This window comes from Pseudomonas sp. WS 5410 (assembly GCF_012985645.1).
Taxonomy (GTDB): domain Bacteria; phylum Pseudomonadota; class Gammaproteobacteria; order Pseudomonadales; family Pseudomonadaceae; genus Aquipseudomonas; species Aquipseudomonas shahriarae.
The window spans coordinates 48721-65451 of the sequence record NZ_JAAQWS010000026.1 but is presented as its reverse complement, the minus strand read 5'-3'; the positions used below and the strand labels follow the sequence as shown (position 1 = coordinate 65451).

Below are 16731 nucleotides of genomic sequence, written 5' to 3'. Positions count from 1 at the left end.
GTTACAACCCGATGTGGGTCCTACGCTTGGCTTATTCAGCGCCTTCGTGGGGTTCCCAGTCACGGGTGCGGCTGACCGCTTTTTTCCAGCCGGCGTAGAGTTTTTCTTTGGCGGGCTCGTCCAGTTGTGGTTCGAACTCGCGTTCGATCACTGCCTTGCCACGCAGCTCATCCAGGCTGCCCCAGAAGCCACAGGCCAGGCCGGCCAGGTAGGCAGCGCCCAACGCCGTGGTCTCGCGCATTTGCGGGCGCTCGACCTGGGTGCCGAGGATGTCGGCCTGGAACTGCATCAGGAAGTTGTTGGCCACTGCGCCGCCGTCTACCCGCAGGGATTTGAGGCGTTCGCCGGAGTCCTGCTGCATGGCGTCGAGCACGTCGCGGGTCTGGTAGGCAATCGACTCCAGGGCTGCACGAATAATGTGATCGACACGTACGCCACGGGTCAGGCCGAACAGCGCGCCACGGGCGTAGGGGTCCCAGTACGGAGCGCCGAGACCGGTGAACGCCGGTACCAGGTACACGCCGTTGCTGTCTTTGACCTTGTTGGCGAAGTATTCGGTGTCGTGGGCGTCATTGATGATCTTCAACTCATCGCGCAGCCACTGCACGGTGGAACCACCGTTGAACACAGCGCCTTCAAGGGCGTAAGCCACTTCGCCACGTGGGCCGCAGGCGATGGTGGTGAGCATGCCGTGCTGGGATTTGACCGCTTTGTCGCCGGTGTTCATCAACAGGAAGCAACCGGTGCCGTAGGTGTTTTTCGCCTGGCCCGGCTCAACGCACATCTGGCCGAACAGGGCGGCTTGCTGGTCGCCGGCAATGCCGCCGATGGCAATCCCGCTTTTGGTGCGGCCATAGATTTCCGAGGAGGACTTCACTTCCGGCAGCATCTCGCGCGGGATGTCCAGGACCTCCAGCATCTTCGCATCCCACTCCAGGGTGTGGATGTTGAAGAGCATGGTGCGCGAAGCGTTGGTGTAGTCGGTGACGTGGGTCTTGCCGCCGGTAAATTTCCAGATCAGCCAGCTGTCGATGGTGCCGAACAGCAACTCGCCGTTGCGCGCGCGTTCGCGGCTGCCTTCGACGTTGTCGAGGATCCACTTCAACTTGGTACCGGAGAAGTACGGGTCGGTGACCAGGCCGGTGGTGTCGCTGATGTATTGCTCATGGCCGTCGCGCTTGAGCTGCTGGCAGATTTCGGTGCTGCGCCGGCACTGCCAGACGATGGCGTTGTAGATCGGGCGGCCGGTGACCTTGTCCCAGACCACGGTGGTTTCACGCTGGTTGGTGATGCCGATGGCGGCGACCTGGTCGTGGTGCAGGCCGGCTTGTGCCAGGGCCTCGACCATCACTGCGCTCTGGGTGGCGAAGATTTCCATCGGGTCATGCTCGACCCAACCGGCTTGCGGGTAGTGCTGGACGAATTCACGCTGGGCGGTACACACCACGTTGGCGTCACGATCAAAGATGATCGCCCGGGAACTGGTGGTGCCCTGATCGAGGGCAATGATGTAGTTCTTATTCTGTGTGTCGGTCATGTCGATTGCCTTGGACGGAAAAAAGGAGTGGGTAAGTAGCCTGGGCCGCAAGGGGCAGAAGGGCTCAGGCTACCGCTTTCAAGAAGTTCGGGTGTTGCCGCTGGTGGCGGTTTCGGCTGCATCAGTTGTAGCATCTGCGGCGTTGGGCAGATGGCGGGCAATCAACCCGCGATAGGCCGCAGCGCCGAGGCAGGCACCGACAATCGGTGCAACGATCGGGATCAGGAAGTAAGGAATATCGCGCCCGCCGGTGAAAGCCATTTCACCCCAACCGGCGAAAAAGGTCATCAGCTTGGGGCCGAAATCCCGAGCCGGATTCATCGCAAACCCGGTCAGCGGGCCCATGGCGCTGCCGATCACGGCGATCAGCAAGCCGATCAACAGCGGGGCCAGGGGGCCGCGGGGCAAGCCGTTATTGTCGTCGGTCAGGGCCATGATCACGCCCATCAGGATCGCGGTGATGACCATTTCCACCAGGAACGCCTGGGCCGTATTCAGCAGGGCGTGCGGGTAGGTGGAGAACACCGAGGCCAGTTCCAGGCTGGCTGCGGAGCCACGAACCATCTGGTGAGTTTGTTCGTAATCGAAAAACAGGTTGCTGTAGAGCGTGTAGACCAGCGCGGCGGAGCAAAAGGCGCCGGCAACCTGGGCGATGATATAGAAGGGCAGTTTGCGCTTGTCGAAATCGGCAAAGATGCACAGCGCGATGCTGACGGCTGGATTGAGATGAGCCCCGGAAATGCCGGCGCTCAGGTAGATCGCCATGCTCACGCCGATCCCCCAGATGATGCTGATTTCCCACAGGCCAAAGCTGGCACCCGCGACCTTGAGCGCAGCGACGCAACCGGTACCGAAGAAGATCAGCAGCGCGGTGCCGAGGAACTCGGCCATGCATTGGCTGGAAAGTGAAGGCTGTTGAAGAGCAGTTGTCATTGAAAACCTCGATTTTTTTTCTTGTCTGGCGCTGTGCCGCAACGGGCGATGCGCGATTTTCACCGTGGTCAGGATCCCCATCCTGCTCACGGCTTACTGCTCGGACACTGTGGATAGATTCTTACAGTATTCGGAAACGAAAAAATATAGACAAGAAACGCCGCTGTCAAAGGTCGAAAGTGAACGGCCGGTCATTTTCAAACTATTCGGGTGATGAATGATCTCGGCAACCCATCGGCGGGGCTGGCGGCAAGCGTGGCCAGGATCTGCGCGGATTCGTCGCACGACCCCCTGCACTAGAGCGTTTTGCCCGGGTTTGTCCTAGAATCGGCGGTCTGTTTTTCCACGTTTTCCCCAAGCCTGGAGCCTCCATGACACCTGCATTGGACTTGTTGAAAAAAGTTCGCGCCGAACATCGCATCCACAGTTATGAACATGACCCCAAGGCGGCATCCTATGGCCTGGAGGCCGCGGAAAAGTTGAGCCTCGACCCGGCGCAGGTGTTCAAGACGTTGCTTGCCAGCAGCGAAAAAGGCGAATTATTGGTGGCTGTGGTGCCGGTCGTCGGAAGTCTTGATTTGAAGGCCCTGGCTCACGCGGCGGGCGTAAAGAAAGTCGAGATGGCCGACCCGGCGGCGGCGCAGCGCTCGACCGGTTATTTGTTGGGCGGGATCAGCCCTCTGGGGCAGAAGAAGCGCTTGCGCACCTTCATTGATGTGAGCGCAGAGCCTTTTGCGACAATTTTTGTCAGCGCGGGCAGGAGAGGGTTGGAAGTGGAGTTGGCGGCGGCGGTGTTGGCCGAGCATACCCAGGGAAAATTTGCGCCGATTGGCCGGGCGTGATTTCAAGAGCGGTGGAGTCAGATGTGGGAGCCAGCCTCTGTGGGAGCTGGCTTGCCTGCGATAGCCTCACCTCGCTGTAGCTGACAGCCCGAGGCGCCTGCATCGCGGGCAAGCCCGGCTCCCGCACAAGCCCGCTTCCACCTTTTTGACTCGGTTTGTTCAACTGGCGGTGCTGTAGCGCCGCACACCGGACTCCACCTGCGGGATCTGCGCCGCCGTGCTCCCCGAAGCCTGGAACAACACCAGATGCTCGGCCGCCACGCGGATCCCCACGTGTACACCCACCTGATGATCGGCATGGCTGGGGAAAATCGACTCCAGCTGGGCGCCGGTCGGCAACTGCAGGCGGTACAGGGTCGAGGCACCCAGGAAGGTCTTGCCGACGATCAGCGCGTTAAGCGGGCTTTCCGGTGCATACACGATGTCATCCGGGCGCAGCAACACATCCACCGCGCAGCCGGTTGGCCAGGTATAGGCACGATTGCCGCGCAGCTCGCCCAGTTCGGTGGTGACCGACTCCGGGGTGCTCAATTGGCCACGGATGAAATAACCCTGGCCAATAAAACTCGCGACGTAGGGCGTCAGCGGTTCGTGATAGAGGTTGTAGGGCGTATCCCACTGCTCCAGGCGGCCTTCCTTGAACACGCCGACATGGTCGCTCACCGCAAAGGCTTCTTCCTGGTCATGGGTCACCAGGATCGCACTGGTGCCACGGGCCTTGAGGATGTCGCGCACTTCATGGCTGAGCTTGCGCCGCAGTTCGCCGTCGAGGTTGGAGAACGGCTCGTCCAGCAACAGCAATTGCGGTTCCGGCGCCAGAGCACGGGCCAGGGCCACGCGCTGTTGTTGGCCACCGGACAGTTCGTGGGGGAAGCGCTTGCCCAGGTTCTTCAGGTTGACCAGCTCCAGCAGTTCGGCGACCACCCGCTCTTTGTGCGGGTGTTTGCGAATGCCGAAGCCGATATTGTCGGCCACGCTCAGATGTGGAAACAGCGCGTAGTCCTGGAACACCATGCCAATGCGACGCTTCTCCGGGGCCAGGGTAAAGCCGGCGCTGGAGATCACTTCGCCAGCCAGGTTGATCTCGCCTTCGTGCACCGGCTCAAACCCGGCAATCGCCCGTAGGGTGGTGGTCTTGCCACAGCCCGAGGAGCCCAGCAGGCAACCGATATCTCCAGCGTTGAGGTGCAGGTTGAGATTCTGCACCACCCGTTGGTCCTGATAGCCGCATGCCAGATTGCGCAGGTTCAGCAGAAGTGGCTGGCTCATGCGTGGTGATACGCCGGTGGGACCAGGAATTCCAGCAGGGCCTTCTGCGCATGCAGGCGGTTTTCTGCCTGGTCCCAGGCGACGGAGCGCGGGTCGTCCAACAGGTCGAGGCTGATTTCTTCGCCGCGATGGGCCGGCAGGCAGTGCATGAACAGCGCATCCGGGGCGGCGAGGTCGAGCAATTCACGGGTGACTTGATAAGGCGCGAACAGGGCCAGGCGCTTGGCGGTCTCGTCTTCCTGGCCCATGGAGGTCCAGACGTCGGTGCTCACCAGGTGCGCGCCGATCACCGCGTCTTTCGGGTCGCGCACGATTTGCACGCGGGCGTCGGCCTTGGCCAGGAATTCGGCGCTCGGCTCGTAGCCCTCGGGGCAGGCGATGCGCAGGTGGAAGTCGAACTGGATCGCCGCTTCTATATAGCTGTTGCACATATTGTTGCCATCGCCGATCCAGGCCACAGTCTTGCCCTGGATCGAGCCGCGATGTTCGAGGAACGTCTGCATATCGGCGAGCAACTGGCACGGATGCAGGTCGTCGGACAGCCCGTTGATCACCGGCACTCGCGAGTTGGCGGCAAATTCAGTCAGGGTGCTGTGGGCGAAGGTACGGATCATCACTGCATCGAGCATGCGTGACATGACGATGGCGCAATCGCTGATCGGCTCGCCACGGCCCAGTTGGGTATCCCGAGGCGACAGGAAAATGGCCTGGCCGCCGAGCTGGATCATGCCGGCTTCGAAGGACAGGCGGGTACGGGTGGACGACTTCTCGAAAATCATCCCGAGTACGCGGTTTTTCAAAGGCTCGAACAGTACGCCGCGATTACGCAGGTCTTTAAGCTCAATGCCTCGACGGATCACGCTGACCAGCTCTTCGGGCGTGCAATCCATCAGGGAGAGAAAGTGCCTTGCGCTCATCATTAACTACCTTTTTGCAACAGACCGCAGATACTCAAAGCCTTGTTTATTGTGACAACGGGCGAGACCTGCGGCGAAAGCCGCACGGGGCGACGAAATAGGGGAAGGCGCGATATTGACATTAAATGTCGCGTCTTACCAATAGGCTACGGTTTTTTAGGGGTGTTCAAAGGGGCGGGAATTGCACTTTTGAGGCCTGTTTACGGACAGCAGCGGGTCATTTGTACACTGGCGCCGCGACCTTTTGCAATGTGTGATGGCGGCCCCGGGCCAGGTTGCGTCGGTTTCTGGGGCGGTGTGGGCGGTTTCTGAAACATTTGCTCATGCTTGCCCATGGTCTGGCCTGATGCCCATTGATTCACGGGGCGAACGATGCTGGCGCCCCCGCTGGGCGCAGCCCATAGTCAGGCCAAAGCCCTAATAAAGAGACTGGCCATGACCAAGACTCTCCATCACCGTGCCTGCCACCTGTGCGAAGCCATTTGCGGCCTGACCCTGGAAACCACCACTTCGGATGATGGCAGCATTGCCATCACCTCGATCAAAGGGGACGCCCAGGATACCTTCAGCCGTGGCCATATATGCCCCAAGGCCGTGGCCCTACAAGATATCCAGAACGATCCCGACCGCCTGCACCAGCCGATGTTGCGGGTGGGCAGCGAGTGGCAGCCGATCCCCTGGGACGAGGCCTTCGCCCTGGTGGCCGAACGGCTGGCGGGGATCCAGGCGCGGCATGGGCAGAATGCGGTGGCGGTGTATCAGGGCAATCCCAGTGTGCATAACTACGGCTTGATGACCCACAGTAATTACTTCCTCGGGCAGTTGAAGACGCGCAATCGCTTCTCCGCGACGTCGGTAGACCAACTGCCCCATCACCTCACCAGCCACCTGATGTACGGCCATGGCCTGTTGCTGCCCATCCCGGATATCGACCAGACCGACTTCATGTTGATCCTGGGCGGTAACCCACTGGCCTCCAATGGCAGCATCATGACCGTGCCGGACGTGGAGAAACGTCTGAAGGCCATTCAGGCACGGGGCGGCAAAGTGGTGGTGGTCGACCCCCGACGCAGTGAAACGGCGGCCATGGCCGACCAGCACCTGTTTGTGCGCCCCGGCGGGGATGCGGCGTTGCTGTTCGGGCTACTCAACACATTGTTTAGTGAGCACCTGACCCGCGACAGCCACTTGCCGGTGGACGGCCTGGAGGAGGTGCGCCGGGCCGTCGCAGGTTTTACCGCCGAGGCCATGAGCGCCCACTGCGCGGTGCCGGCCGAGCAGATCCGCCAGTTGGCGCGGGATTTTGCGGCGGCAGACAAGGCGGTCTGCTATGGGCGGATGGGGGTATCGACCCAGGCGTTCGGTACCCTTTGCCACTGGCTGGTGCAGTTGATCAACCTGGTCACCGGTAATCTGGACCGGGTCGGGGGCGCCTTGTGCACCGAACCAGCGGTGGACCTGGTGGCCGCCACGTCTGGTGGGCACTTCAACCGTTGGCAGAGCCGGGTGTCCGGGCGTCCCGAATACAGCGGCGAGCTGCCGGTGTCGGCCTTGGCCGAAGAAATGCTCACCGAGGGCGAAGGACAAATCCGTGCGCTGGTGACAATGGCCGGCAACCCGGTGTTGTCCACCCCCAACGGACGCCAATTGGAGCAGGCCCTGGACGGTCTGGAGTTCATGGTCAGCGTGGACCTGTATATCAACGAAACCACGCGCTATGCCGACCTGATCCTGCCATCGACCTCGGCCCTGGAAAACGATCACTACGACACCACCTTCAATATGTTTGCGGTGCGTAACGTCACGCGCTTCAACCGGGCGATCCTGCCCAAGCCCGAGGGCGCGTTGCACGACTGGGAGATTTTTGTCGGCCTGGCCCAGGCGTTTGCGGCCCGCACTGGCAACCCGCTCAAGCCAACCCTGGCGCCGGCGCAGATGATTGACCTGGGCCTGCGGGCCGGGGCCTATGGCGATGCTTCCTCGCACAAGCTGTCGGTGGCGATGCTGGCCGAGCATCCCCATGGCCTGGACCTGGGACCGCTGAAGGCCAACCTGGCGGGACGCTTGAAAACCGCCAATGGTCGGGTGCAGGCGGCGCCAGCAGTGATCCTCGCGGACCTGGCGCGGTTTGCCGCATTGCCGTTGCCCACGGTTGATGAGTTGCTGCTGATCGGCCGCCGGCACGTGCGCAGCAACAATTCGTGGATGCATAACTATCACCGACTGGTGAAGGGCAAGCCGCGGCATCAGTTGCTGATGCACCCGGATGACCTCGCCAGTCGCCAACTGAGTGACGGCCAGCGCGTGCGGGTCAGTTCGCGGATCGGCATGATCGAGGTGCACGTACTGGCCAGCCTGGAGATGATGCCCGGCGTGGTCAGCCTGCCCCACGGCTGGGGTCATGACCGGCCGGGTGTGCAGATGAGTATTGCCAGCGCGCAGCCGGGGGCGAGTGCCAACGACCTGACGGATGAGCGTCAGTTGGACGAACTGTCAGGTAACGCGGCGTTGAACGGCGTGCCGGTGCAGGTCGCGGCGGCGTGACGCAGTGAGTCTGTCGGGGAGCCCGAGCACCACGCTGGGATTTTGCGTTACAATGCGCCACCGTGCCGACCTGTGAGTCGCAAAGTTCCAGCCGAGGTGTTCCATGGATATCATCGAAACGATTAAAGAGCAGATTGCTAACAACACCATTCTGCTTTACATGAAGGGCGCACCGAATGCCCCGCAGTGCGGCTTCTCCGCGAAGGCCTCCCAGGCCGTCATGCAGTGTGGCGAAAAGTTCGCTTACGTCGATATCCTGCAAAACCCGGAAATCCGCGCCAACCTGCCGAAATACGCCAACTGGCCTACTTTCCCACAACTGTGGGTGGCCGGTGAGCTGGTCGGCGGTAGCGACATCATCACCGAAATGGCGGCTGATGGTTCGTTGCAAGCGCTGATCAAGGACGCAGCTGAAAAAGCAGCGGCCAAGACCGAAGCGTAATTCGCGCGCAATAAAAAGCCCCGCTTCTCATTCGAGAGCGGGGCTTTTTTGTGCCTGTTGGCGCGGTTATTCACCCATCTGCGATTGCAGGTAGTTTTCCAGGGTCACTTTGTCGATCAGGCCGATCTGGGTTTCCAGCCAGTCGATATGCTCTTCCTGGTCTTCAAGGATATCTTCCAGCAGTTCGCGGCTGCCGAAGTCGCCCTTGGTCTCGCAATGTGCAATGGCGGCCTTGAGGTCGGCATGGCTCTTGCGCTCGAAGCCCACATCGCTGTTGAGCATTTCCAGGGTGTGCTCGCCGATGTTCAGCTTGCCCAGGTCCTGGACGTTCGGCAGGCCTTCGAGGAACAGGATGCGCTTGATCAGCGCGTCTGCGTCCTTCATGGCCTTGATCGACTCTTTGTACTCACGCTTGCCGAGCTTTTCCAGGCCCCAATCGTCATACATGCGTGCATGCAGGAAATACTGATTGATCGCGACCAGTTCATTGGCAAGGATTTTGTTGAGTTGCTGGATGACTGAGATGTCGCCTTTCATGATTGGGGTCCTGCCCTGTATTCGTTGTATATAAGGCGGAGTTTGAGCTGCACAACTACTAGTGTCAAACCTAAGTTATTGAATAATAAATGAAAATTAATCGGAATAAGAATGTTTGTGTTCCGCGTCTTGGCGCTAACTATTTGAATTACAGGCATAAAAAAACCGGACGCTAAGTCCGGTTCTTTAAAACACGCCACTTCAGGCGTGTGTAAATTCTGCCGAGTAGGGGATCGCGGCCTGGGCTGTTTGCAGCGATGTCAGGGTTTCCCGTACCACTTGCTTGGCAAGGCAGGCACATTTGCCACATTGGCTGGCAACGCCGGTGGTTTCACGCACTTCCTTGTAGCTGCAGCAACCTTCATAGATCGCTTCGCGGATTTGTCCGTCGGTGACGCCAGTGCAGAGGCAGACATACATAAGGGAGAACCATCGCGGTTTAAGGCTTAAGTGCGATGGATCTTAATGTTAACGAGAATGATTGTCAAAGTGCTTTCTCAAACCTTTGCCCGCCGTGGGCCCCTCACTGACGAACGGCTTTTTTCAGGTATGATGGTCGGTCTTTACGAAGCGTGATCGCGTCACAGGCCTGTCGTCAATTCACGGCAGACTCAGGGGCGGTCCATTTACTTCAATTACCATCAGGAGATAACCAATGAGCGTACTCGTCGGCAAACAAGCCCCGGATTTCGACGTACCTGCCGTCCTCGGCAATGGCGAAATCGTTGACAGCTTCAAGCTGTCTGAAGCCATCAAAGGCAAATACGGCCTGGTGTTCTTCTACCCGCTGGACTTCACTTTCGTCTGCCCATCCGAGCTGATCGCCCTGGATCACCGCATGGACGACTTCAAGGCACGTAACGTTGAAGTGGTTGCCGTGTCCATCGACTCCCATTTCACCCACAACGCCTGGCGCAACACTGCCATCAATGATGGCGGCATCGGCAAAGTCAAATACACCATGGCTGCCGACATGAAGCACGACATCGCCAAGGCCTACGACGTTGAGTCCGAAGGCGGCGTGGCTTTCCGTGGCGCGTTCCTGATCGACGACAAGGGCGTTGTGCGCTCGCAGATCATCAACGACCTGCCGCTGGGCCGTAACATGGAAGAGCTGATCCGCCTGGTCGACGCTCTGCAATTCCACGAAGAGCACGGCGAAGTCTGCCCAGCCAACTGGAAAAAAGGCGACAAAGGCATGAACGCTTCGCCAGAAGGCGTTGCGGCTTACCTGACCGAGAACGCTGGCAAGCTGTAAGCCAGATTCGCGGTAAAAAAAACCGGCCTGAGAGGGCCGGTTTTTTTATGCGTGGGATTTAGCGACCTGATCAGTCGCTGAAATCTTCCCAGCCGCCCATCTGCTTCCAGCGGTTGACGATGCCGCAGAACAGATCGGCAGTCTTCTCGGTGTCGTAGCGAGCCGAGTGGGCTTCACGACCGTCGAAGTCGATACCGGCAGCCTGGCATGCCTTGGCCAGTACGGTCTGGCCATAAGCCAAGCCAGCCAGGGTCGCGGTGTCGAAGCTGGAGAACGGGTGGAACGGGTTGCGCTTCATGTCCAGGCGCGCCACGGCGGCGTTGAGGAAGCCCAGGTCGAAACTGCTGTTGTGGCCGACCAGGATCGCGCGTTTGCAGCCGTTGGCCTTCAGGGCCTTGCGAACGCCACGGAAGATGTCGGTCAATGCCGCTTCTTCGCTGACGGCCATGCGCAACGGATGGTCGAGCTTGATTCCGGTGAACTCCAGGGCCGCCGCTTCGATGTTGGCACCTTCAAAAGGCTCGACGCGGAAGAAATGGGTGTGTTCTGGATACACAAAGCCCTGTTCGTCCATGCCGATGGTAGTCGCGGCAATTTCCAGCAGCGCGTCGGTGGCGCAATTGAAACCGCCGGTTTCTACGTCGATAACGACAGGCAGATAGCCGCGAAAACGCTCGGCCATCGGGTGGCGCGAACCGCCGCCACTGTGTTCCTGTTCGTCGTCGTAATGGTCTTCACTCACGTGTGTTCCTCCAGCAGGCGCCAGCGCAGTGTTTCACCGGCGCGCAGCGGGATAACGGTCAGCTCGCCAAATGGCAGGCTGGTGGGGGCGGTCCAGTCTTCACGGACCAGGGTAATGCGGTCGGTATTCGCCGGCAGGCCGTAGAAGCGCGGGCCATTGAGGCTGGCGAAGGCCTCGAGTTTGTCCAGGGCGTTGCGTGCCTCGAAAGCCTCGGCGTACAGCTCGATCGCCGCATAGGCGGTGTAACAGCCGGCACAGCCGCAGGCAGCTTCCTTGGCGTGCTGGGCGTGGGGGGCCGAGTCGGTGCCGAGGAAGAACTTCGCATTGCCACTGGTGGCGGCATCGAGCAGGGCCACCTGGTGGGTGTTGCGCTTGAGGATCGGCAGGCAATAGAAGTGCGGCCGGATCCCGCCCACCAGCATGTGGTTGCGGTTGTAAAGCAGGTGATGCGCGGTGATGGTCGCGCCAACGTTGGCCGAAGCCTCGGTGACGAATTGCACGGCGTCGGCAGTGGTGATGTGCTCGAACACCACCTTGAGGGTCGGGAACAGCTCGACCACACGGCGCATGTGTTCGTCGATGAAGATCTTCTCGCGATCGAACACATCGACATCACCACGGGTGACTTCACCGTGGATCAGCAGCGGCATGCCCACTTCGGCCATGGCTTCGATGGCGGGCAGGATCTTGTCGATACTGGTCACGCCGGAGTCGGAGTTGGTCGTGGCGCCGGCCGGGTACAGCTTGGCGGCATGCACGTAACCGCTGGCCTTGGCCTCGCGGATTTCTGCGGGCTGGGTGCGGTCGGTCAGGTAGAGCACCATCAACGGTTCAAAGCGGCTGCCGGCCGGTCGTGCAGCGAGGATGCGCTGGCGATAGGCGTCGGCTTCTGCGGCATTGCGCACCGGAGGTACCAGGTTAGGCATGATGATGGCACGGCCAAACGTGCGCGCTACATCAGCCACGGTTTGGGGCAACGCAGCACCATCGCGAAGATGAATATGCCAGTCGTCGGGACGCAGCAGGGTCAGGCGGTCGGACATTGGGGATTCCAGGCGGGTCAATCTGGTGGGAATGCTACCGGAAAAGACTCTTGCAGGCACTCGCTATCAAGTTTTGCAGGGCGCGACCGATATCCCTGGGTATGCCTTAACGATGTATGACGCCTTGTTGTGTTGTAGAAACCAGTGGAGCCGCCCGTGCGCCAGCAATATCTAGCCCTGCTCAGCGTGTTCGCCAGCCTGCCTGCGATGGCCCTGACCTTCCAGACGCGCTTGGAAAATATCGAGTGGAAGGTGGAAGGCGACAAGTTCGAGTGCCGCTTGAGCCAGCCGATCGCCGATTTTGGTTCGGGTGAGTTCGTGCGCCGGGCCGGCGAGCAGGCGACATTTCGCTTGAAGGCCTACAACAGCGCGCTGGGCGTCGGCTCCGCAACACTCTTGGCGGCGGCGGCGCCGTGGCAGCCGGGGCGCGGTGATATCAACCTCGGTGCGGTGCGTGCGGGCAGCGGCGATGTGCTGTTCAACAGCTCCCAGGCCCAGGCCGGGCGCCTGTTCAATGGCTTGCTCGATGGCCGCAGCCCGACTGTGCGCCACTATTCCCGGGATGGTGGCTATTCGGAAATCCGCTTGCTGCCGGTGCGCTTCAACAAGGCTTACAGCGATTACCAGTTATGTACTGCGAAATTGCTGCCGATGAATTTCGAGCAGGTCAAACAGGCTGAAGTCGGCTTTCCGGGTGGCGGTATCGACCTCGACCCGGCGGCCAAGGCCAAGCTGTTGGTCATGCTTGAGTTCATCAAGGCCGACCCTACGGTCAACCATATCGAACTGGACGGCCATTCGGATAACAGCGGCAATCGCCTGACCAATCGCGACCTGTCCCGGCGTCGAGGCCTGGCGGTGATGGACTTCTTCAAGGCCAATGGCATTCCCGAATCGCAGATCGTCCTGCGCTTCCACGGCGAGCGCTATCCGCTGGTGCCCAATACCAACCCGGCCAACCGGGCGAAGAACCGACGGGTGAATATCCATCTCGACCGGGTGCCAGCCCCCGAGAAACCGGCACCCCAGGCCACCGCCCCGGCGAATGCGGCGGCGACCTCGTAGGCATCGGCCATTCGTCGCTCGCCCGACATAATCTGTCGCTTTATCTTCATTTGCTGTCGCGCCCCTGTAATTTCACGGTTTTGATCGGTAGAATCGACGCCTTTCCGTAAAACCCCGTGGAGTGATGGCATGGCCGACGTAAACAAGGTCGTTCTCGCGTATTCCGGCGGCCTGGACACTTCGGTGATCCTCAAGTGGCTGCAGGATACTTATAACTGTGAAGTGGTGACCTTTACCGCTGACCTGGGTCAGGGCGAAGAGGTCGAACCTGCACGAGCCAAGGCGCAAGCCATGGGCGTCAAAGAGATCTACATTGACGACCTGCGCGAAGAATTCGTCCGCGATTTCGTTTTCCCGATGTTCCGCGCCAACACCGTCTACGAAGGCGAGTACCTGCTGGGTACTTCCATCGCACGTCCGCTGATTGCCAAGCGCCTGATCGAAATCGCCAACGAAACCGGCGCTGACGCCATTTCCCATGGCGCCACCGGCAAGGGCAACGACCAGGTGCGTTTCGAACTGGGCGCCTATGCCCTGAAGCCTGGCGTGAAAGTGATTGCTCCTTGGCGTGAGTGGGACCTGCTGTCCCGTGAAAAACTGATGGATTACGCTGAAAAGCACGCCATCCCGATCGAACGCCATGGCAAGAAGAAGTCCCCGTACTCGATGGACGCCAACCTCCTGCACATCTCCTATGAAGGCGGCGTGCTGGAAGACACCTGGACCGAGCACGAAGAAGACATGTGGAAATGGACCGTCTCCCCGGAGAACGCTCCTGACAAGCCGCAGTACCTGGAACTGACCTACCGCAACGGCGACATCGTCGCGCTGGACGGCGTCGAAATGACCCCGGCCACCGTACTGGCGACCCTCAACCGTATCGGTGGCGAGCACGGTATCGGCCGTCTGGACATCGTCGAAAACCGTTACGTGGGCATGAAGTCCCGTGGCTGCTACGAAACCCCGGGCGGCACCATCATGCTGCGCGCTCACCGCGCCATCGAGTCCATCACCCTGGACCGTGAAGTGGCTCACCTCAAAGACGAGCTGATGCCTAAATACGCCAGCCTGATCTACACCGGTTACTGGTGGAGCCCTGAGCGTCTGATGCTGCAGCAGATGATCGACGCCTCCCAGGTCCATGTGAACGGTGTGGTGCGCCTGAAGCTGTACAAGGGCAACGTGATCGTCACCGGCCGCAAGTCCGATGAGTCGCTGTTCGATGCCAATATCGCGACCTTTGAAGAAGATGGCGGTGCCTACAACCAGGCTGACGCTGCTGGCTTCATCAAGCTCAACGCACTGCGCATGCGCATTGCGGCCAACAAGGGCCGCAAGTTGTTCTGAAGTACCTGAAGCGTCATAAAGAGTGGCCCCTTGAAAAAGGGGCCATTTTTTTTGTCCGTCATTCAGGAGGTCCGGGTTTTGTTTATCAGTGTTTAATGTCTTGCCGATGTGTTTGGGGCGTTGCTGTTTATTAGTTTTGCTTTTGTTTTTTTGTGTCGGGAAGTTGGTGCTTCAGGCATGCAGCCTTGTTTGTGTTTAAAATCATTCGGTTGTTTAGTAGGAAAGAGATGGAGTTCTATTTTATTTGTGGAAATATCTGTCAGATAATTCCAAGTGTTGTTAATGACTGTTGCACCGAGGGAACTTTTTTGCAGGGGCAATGGTCGCGTCGAGGCACGCAGGTCTGGCCCGTGCAAGGGGCATTTCCTGAAAATGGCGTGCGTCATGTTTACTTTTCTAGGGTAAACGGTGCTTTTTTTGCTCAAAATATGTTTGCCCACGGAAAGTTCTGAAAGGCTGAACAATAACCGACACATCCATAGAGGCGTTTTTTTGTAGGTCTATTCTCATAACTTTGTGGGTTGGGTCTCTGCTTGTCCTTACTTGGGGGGGAGTGCTATGCCAAGGAGGAAACGACTAGGCTATTGTGCTGGCTCTGAATAATTCGAACAGCGAAATTGGACTTGCCCATGAATAAAGTGCTGATCGTGGATGATCATCCCGTCATTCGCCTTGCTGTACGCATGCTAATGGAGCGTCATGGTTATGAGGTCGTTGCAGAGACCGATAACGGAGTCGACGCGTTACAACTAGCGCGGGAGCATATGCCGGATATTGTCATCCTGGATATTGGAATTCCCAAACTTGACGGTTTGGAAGTTATTTGTCGCCTGTCTTCCACAAAGCAGGCGCAACCCTTCAAGGTGTTGGTGCTGACCTCCCAGGCTCCCGGTCACTTCTCCATGCGCTGCATGCAGGCGGGGGCGGCGGGCTATGTGTGCAAGCAGCAGGACCTTACCGAGCTGCTGAGCGCAATCAAGGCCGTGCTGTCTGGCTACAGCTATTTCCCCAACCAGGCACTCAACTCGGTGCGGTCCACCCAGGGCAATACCAGCGAGGCGGATATGGTCGAACGGCTCTCAGGCCGGGAGATGATGGTGCTACAGCAGTTGGCCCAGGGAAAAACCAACAAAGAAATCGCCGACGGCATGTTCCTCAGCAACAAGACGGTGAGTACCTACAAGACGCGTCTGCTGCTCAAGCTCAATGCCCGGTCCCTGGTGGACCTGATCGAGCTCGCTCAGCGCAACGGCCTGGTTTAAGAAGCAGGGAGCAACAGGCAGGAAAAGCCTCCATGGCGGAGGCTTCTGTGTGATCGTTTGGCTAGAGATCGAAATCGTAATCGGCCAACTGTTTTTGCAGGCGTCGCTCTTCCAGAAGATTGTCGATGGTGCGGCGTTTGCTCAAATTGGTCTTGGCCACTTCTACGGGCGCCTCGGCTACTTCGTCAGTGTCCGTTGCCACAAAGTCATCTTCTACATCCAGTTGTTCTTTGCCAGTGCTCATAAGGTTAACTCCAGGCTAAGACTGCCGTTGGCGCTCCTTATATCGGCAATTGCGCACCGGGTAAAAAAGATTTTTTCAATCGACTCATCAATAAAAGCAATGACGGCTCAATCGTCAGACGTCTTTTCCTTGTATTCACACAGATCCTCGATGCGACAGCTGCCACAACGCGGCTTGCGGGCCTGGCACACATAACGGCCGTGCAGAATCAACCAGTGGTGGGAGTCGAGCAGGTAAGGCTTTGGCACAAATTTCATCAGTTTTTTCTCCACCTCCACCACATTCTTGCCCGGTGCGATCCCTGTGCGGTTACTCACGCGGAAAATATGTGTGTCCACCGCCATGGTCAATTGGCGAAACGCTGTATTGAGCACCACATTGGCCGTCTTGCGACCCACGCCGGGCAAAGCTTCAAGTGCTTCCCGGGTTTGTGGCACTTCGCCGCCATGCAACTCGACCAGCAGTCGGCAGGTTTCTATGACGTTTTTTGCCTTGCTGTTATACAGGCCAATGGTCTTGATGTACTGCGACAGCCCCTCCACCCCCAGGGCATGGATCGCCGCTGGAGTATTGGCCACCGGAAACAGCTTGGCCGTGGCCTTGTTGACGCCTACATCCGTCGATTGCGCAGACAGGATCACCGCAATCAGCAGCTCGAACGGCGACGAGTAGGCCAGCTCGGTCTTGGGTTCTGGGTTGTCCTCGTGAAACCGACGAAAGATCTCCAGGCGTTTTGCGGCATTCATGGG

General features: G+C 59.1%; 17 protein-coding genes. 7 read left to right on the top strand and 10 right to left on the bottom strand.

The window, feature by feature from the left end:
* Positions 1-31: 31 nt before the first annotated feature.
* Together glpK and HBO24_RS26720 are read right to left on the bottom strand one after the other, a co-directional pair.
* The gene (gene glpK / locus HBO24_RS26725; protein WP_057438368.1) at positions 32-1537 is read right to left on the bottom strand and encodes a glycerol kinase GlpK; all 1506 of its coding nucleotides are present in this window, start codon (positions 1535-1537) and stop codon (positions 32-34) included.
* A 78-nt stretch (positions 1538-1615) separates the two neighbouring features.
* Positions 1616-2470: an MIP/aquaporin family protein gene (locus HBO24_RS26720; RefSeq protein WP_170060676.1), complete on the bottom strand. Its 855-nt coding sequence runs from the start codon at positions 2468-2470 to the stop codon at positions 1616-1618.
* Positions 2471-2841: 371 nt separating this feature from the next.
* Between HBO24_RS26720 and ybaK the strand changes: the two genes are divergently transcribed.
* Positions 2842-3312, top strand: a complete 471-nt coding sequence (ybaK, locus tag HBO24_RS26715) for a Cys-tRNA(Pro) deacylase (RefSeq protein WP_057438370.1) — start codon at positions 2842-2844, stop codon at positions 3310-3312.
* Positions 3313-3471: 159 nt separating this feature from the next.
* Here the strand turns inward: ybaK and HBO24_RS26710 are convergent, their stop codons facing one another.
* Both HBO24_RS26710 and argF read right to left on the bottom strand, forming a co-directional pair.
* Positions 3472-4581 (bottom strand): ABC transporter ATP-binding protein, encoded by a 1110-nt coding sequence (locus HBO24_RS26710; RefSeq protein WP_170060675.1) that lies wholly within the window; start codon positions 4579-4581, stop codon positions 3472-3474.
* On the bottom strand, positions 4578-5498 hold the full coding sequence (argF, locus tag HBO24_RS26705; RefSeq protein WP_115128901.1) for an ornithine carbamoyltransferase: 921 nt from the start codon (positions 5496-5498) through the stop codon (positions 4578-4580). The genes HBO24_RS26710 and argF overlap by 4 nt, the downstream gene beginning before the upstream one ends.
* A gap of 435 nt (positions 5499-5933) precedes the next feature.
* Here argF and HBO24_RS26700 point away from each other — a divergent pair, with 435 nt between their 5' ends.
* Entirely contained in the window at positions 5934-8042 is a 2109-nt protein-coding gene (locus tag HBO24_RS26700) for a molybdopterin oxidoreductase family protein (protein WP_170060674.1), read from the top strand.
* 103 nt (positions 8043-8145) lie between these two features.
* Positions 8146-8484 (top strand): Grx4 family monothiol glutaredoxin, encoded by a 339-nt coding sequence (gene grxD, locus HBO24_RS26695; protein WP_032858447.1) that lies wholly within the window; start codon positions 8146-8148, stop codon positions 8482-8484.
* Positions 8485-8550: 66 nt separating this feature from the next.
* Here grxD and bfr read toward each other — a convergent pair whose 3' ends face one another.
* Both bfr and HBO24_RS26685 read right to left on the bottom strand, forming a co-directional pair.
* Entirely contained in the window at positions 8551-9021 is a 471-nt protein-coding gene (gene bfr / locus HBO24_RS26690) for a bacterioferritin (RefSeq protein ID WP_057439332.1), read from the bottom strand.
* Between the two features lie 201 nt (positions 9022-9222).
* Positions 9223-9441, bottom strand: coding sequence for a bacterioferritin-associated ferredoxin (locus HBO24_RS26685; protein ID WP_057958606.1), 219 nt, complete (start codon positions 9439-9441; stop codon positions 9223-9225).
* Positions 9442-9676: 235 nt separating this feature from the next.
* On the opposite strand from HBO24_RS26685, the gene HBO24_RS26680 reads away from it, so the two are divergent.
* Positions 9677-10279, top strand: coding sequence for a peroxiredoxin (locus tag HBO24_RS26680; protein ID WP_003172097.1), 603 nt, complete (start codon positions 9677-9679; stop codon positions 10277-10279).
* A 70-nt stretch (positions 10280-10349) separates the two neighbouring features.
* On the opposite strand, the gene rnt is transcribed toward HBO24_RS26680, so the two are convergent.
* Together rnt and pyrC are read right to left on the bottom strand one after the other, a co-directional pair.
* Complete coding sequence (gene rnt, locus HBO24_RS26675) at positions 10350-11021, bottom strand: ribonuclease T (protein ID WP_057958607.1); 672 nt, start codon at positions 11019-11021, stop codon at positions 10350-10352.
* Entirely contained in the window at positions 11018-12064 is a 1047-nt protein-coding gene (gene pyrC, locus HBO24_RS26670; protein ID WP_169959702.1) for a dihydroorotase, read from the bottom strand. The genes rnt and pyrC overlap by 4 nt, the downstream gene beginning before the upstream one ends.
* Before the next feature lie 156 nt (positions 12065-12220).
* Between pyrC and HBO24_RS26665 the strand changes: the two genes are divergently transcribed.
* The 3 genes from HBO24_RS26665 (at position 12221) to HBO24_RS26655 (ending at position 15738) form a co-directional block, all read left to right on the top strand.
* On the top strand, positions 12221-13129 hold the full coding sequence (locus tag HBO24_RS26665) for an OmpA family protein (protein WP_057439335.1): 909 nt from the start codon (positions 12221-12223) through the stop codon (positions 13127-13129).
* A gap of 129 nt (positions 13130-13258) precedes the next feature.
* Positions 13259-14476 carry an argininosuccinate synthase gene (locus HBO24_RS26660; protein WP_029295244.1) on the top strand — a complete coding sequence of 406 codons (1218 nt, stop codon included), beginning with the start codon at positions 13259-13261 and terminating at the stop codon, positions 14474-14476.
* Between the two features lie 629 nt (positions 14477-15105).
* Positions 15106-15738: a response regulator transcription factor gene (locus HBO24_RS26655; protein ID WP_032858436.1), complete on the top strand. Its 633-nt coding sequence runs from the start codon at positions 15106-15108 to the stop codon at positions 15736-15738.
* Positions 15739-15799: 61 nt separating this feature from the next.
* On the opposite strand, the gene HBO24_RS26650 is transcribed toward HBO24_RS26655, so the two are convergent.
* Both HBO24_RS26650 and nth read right to left on the bottom strand, forming a co-directional pair.
* Positions 15800-15982, bottom strand: a complete 183-nt coding sequence (locus tag HBO24_RS26650) for a hypothetical protein (protein WP_057439336.1) — start codon at positions 15980-15982, stop codon at positions 15800-15802.
* A 107-nt stretch (positions 15983-16089) separates the two neighbouring features.
* On the bottom strand, positions 16090-16728 hold the full coding sequence (nth, locus tag HBO24_RS26645; RefSeq protein WP_115128897.1) for an endonuclease III: 639 nt from the start codon (positions 16726-16728) through the stop codon (positions 16090-16092).
* Between the last annotated feature and the right edge of the window lie 3 nt (positions 16729-16731).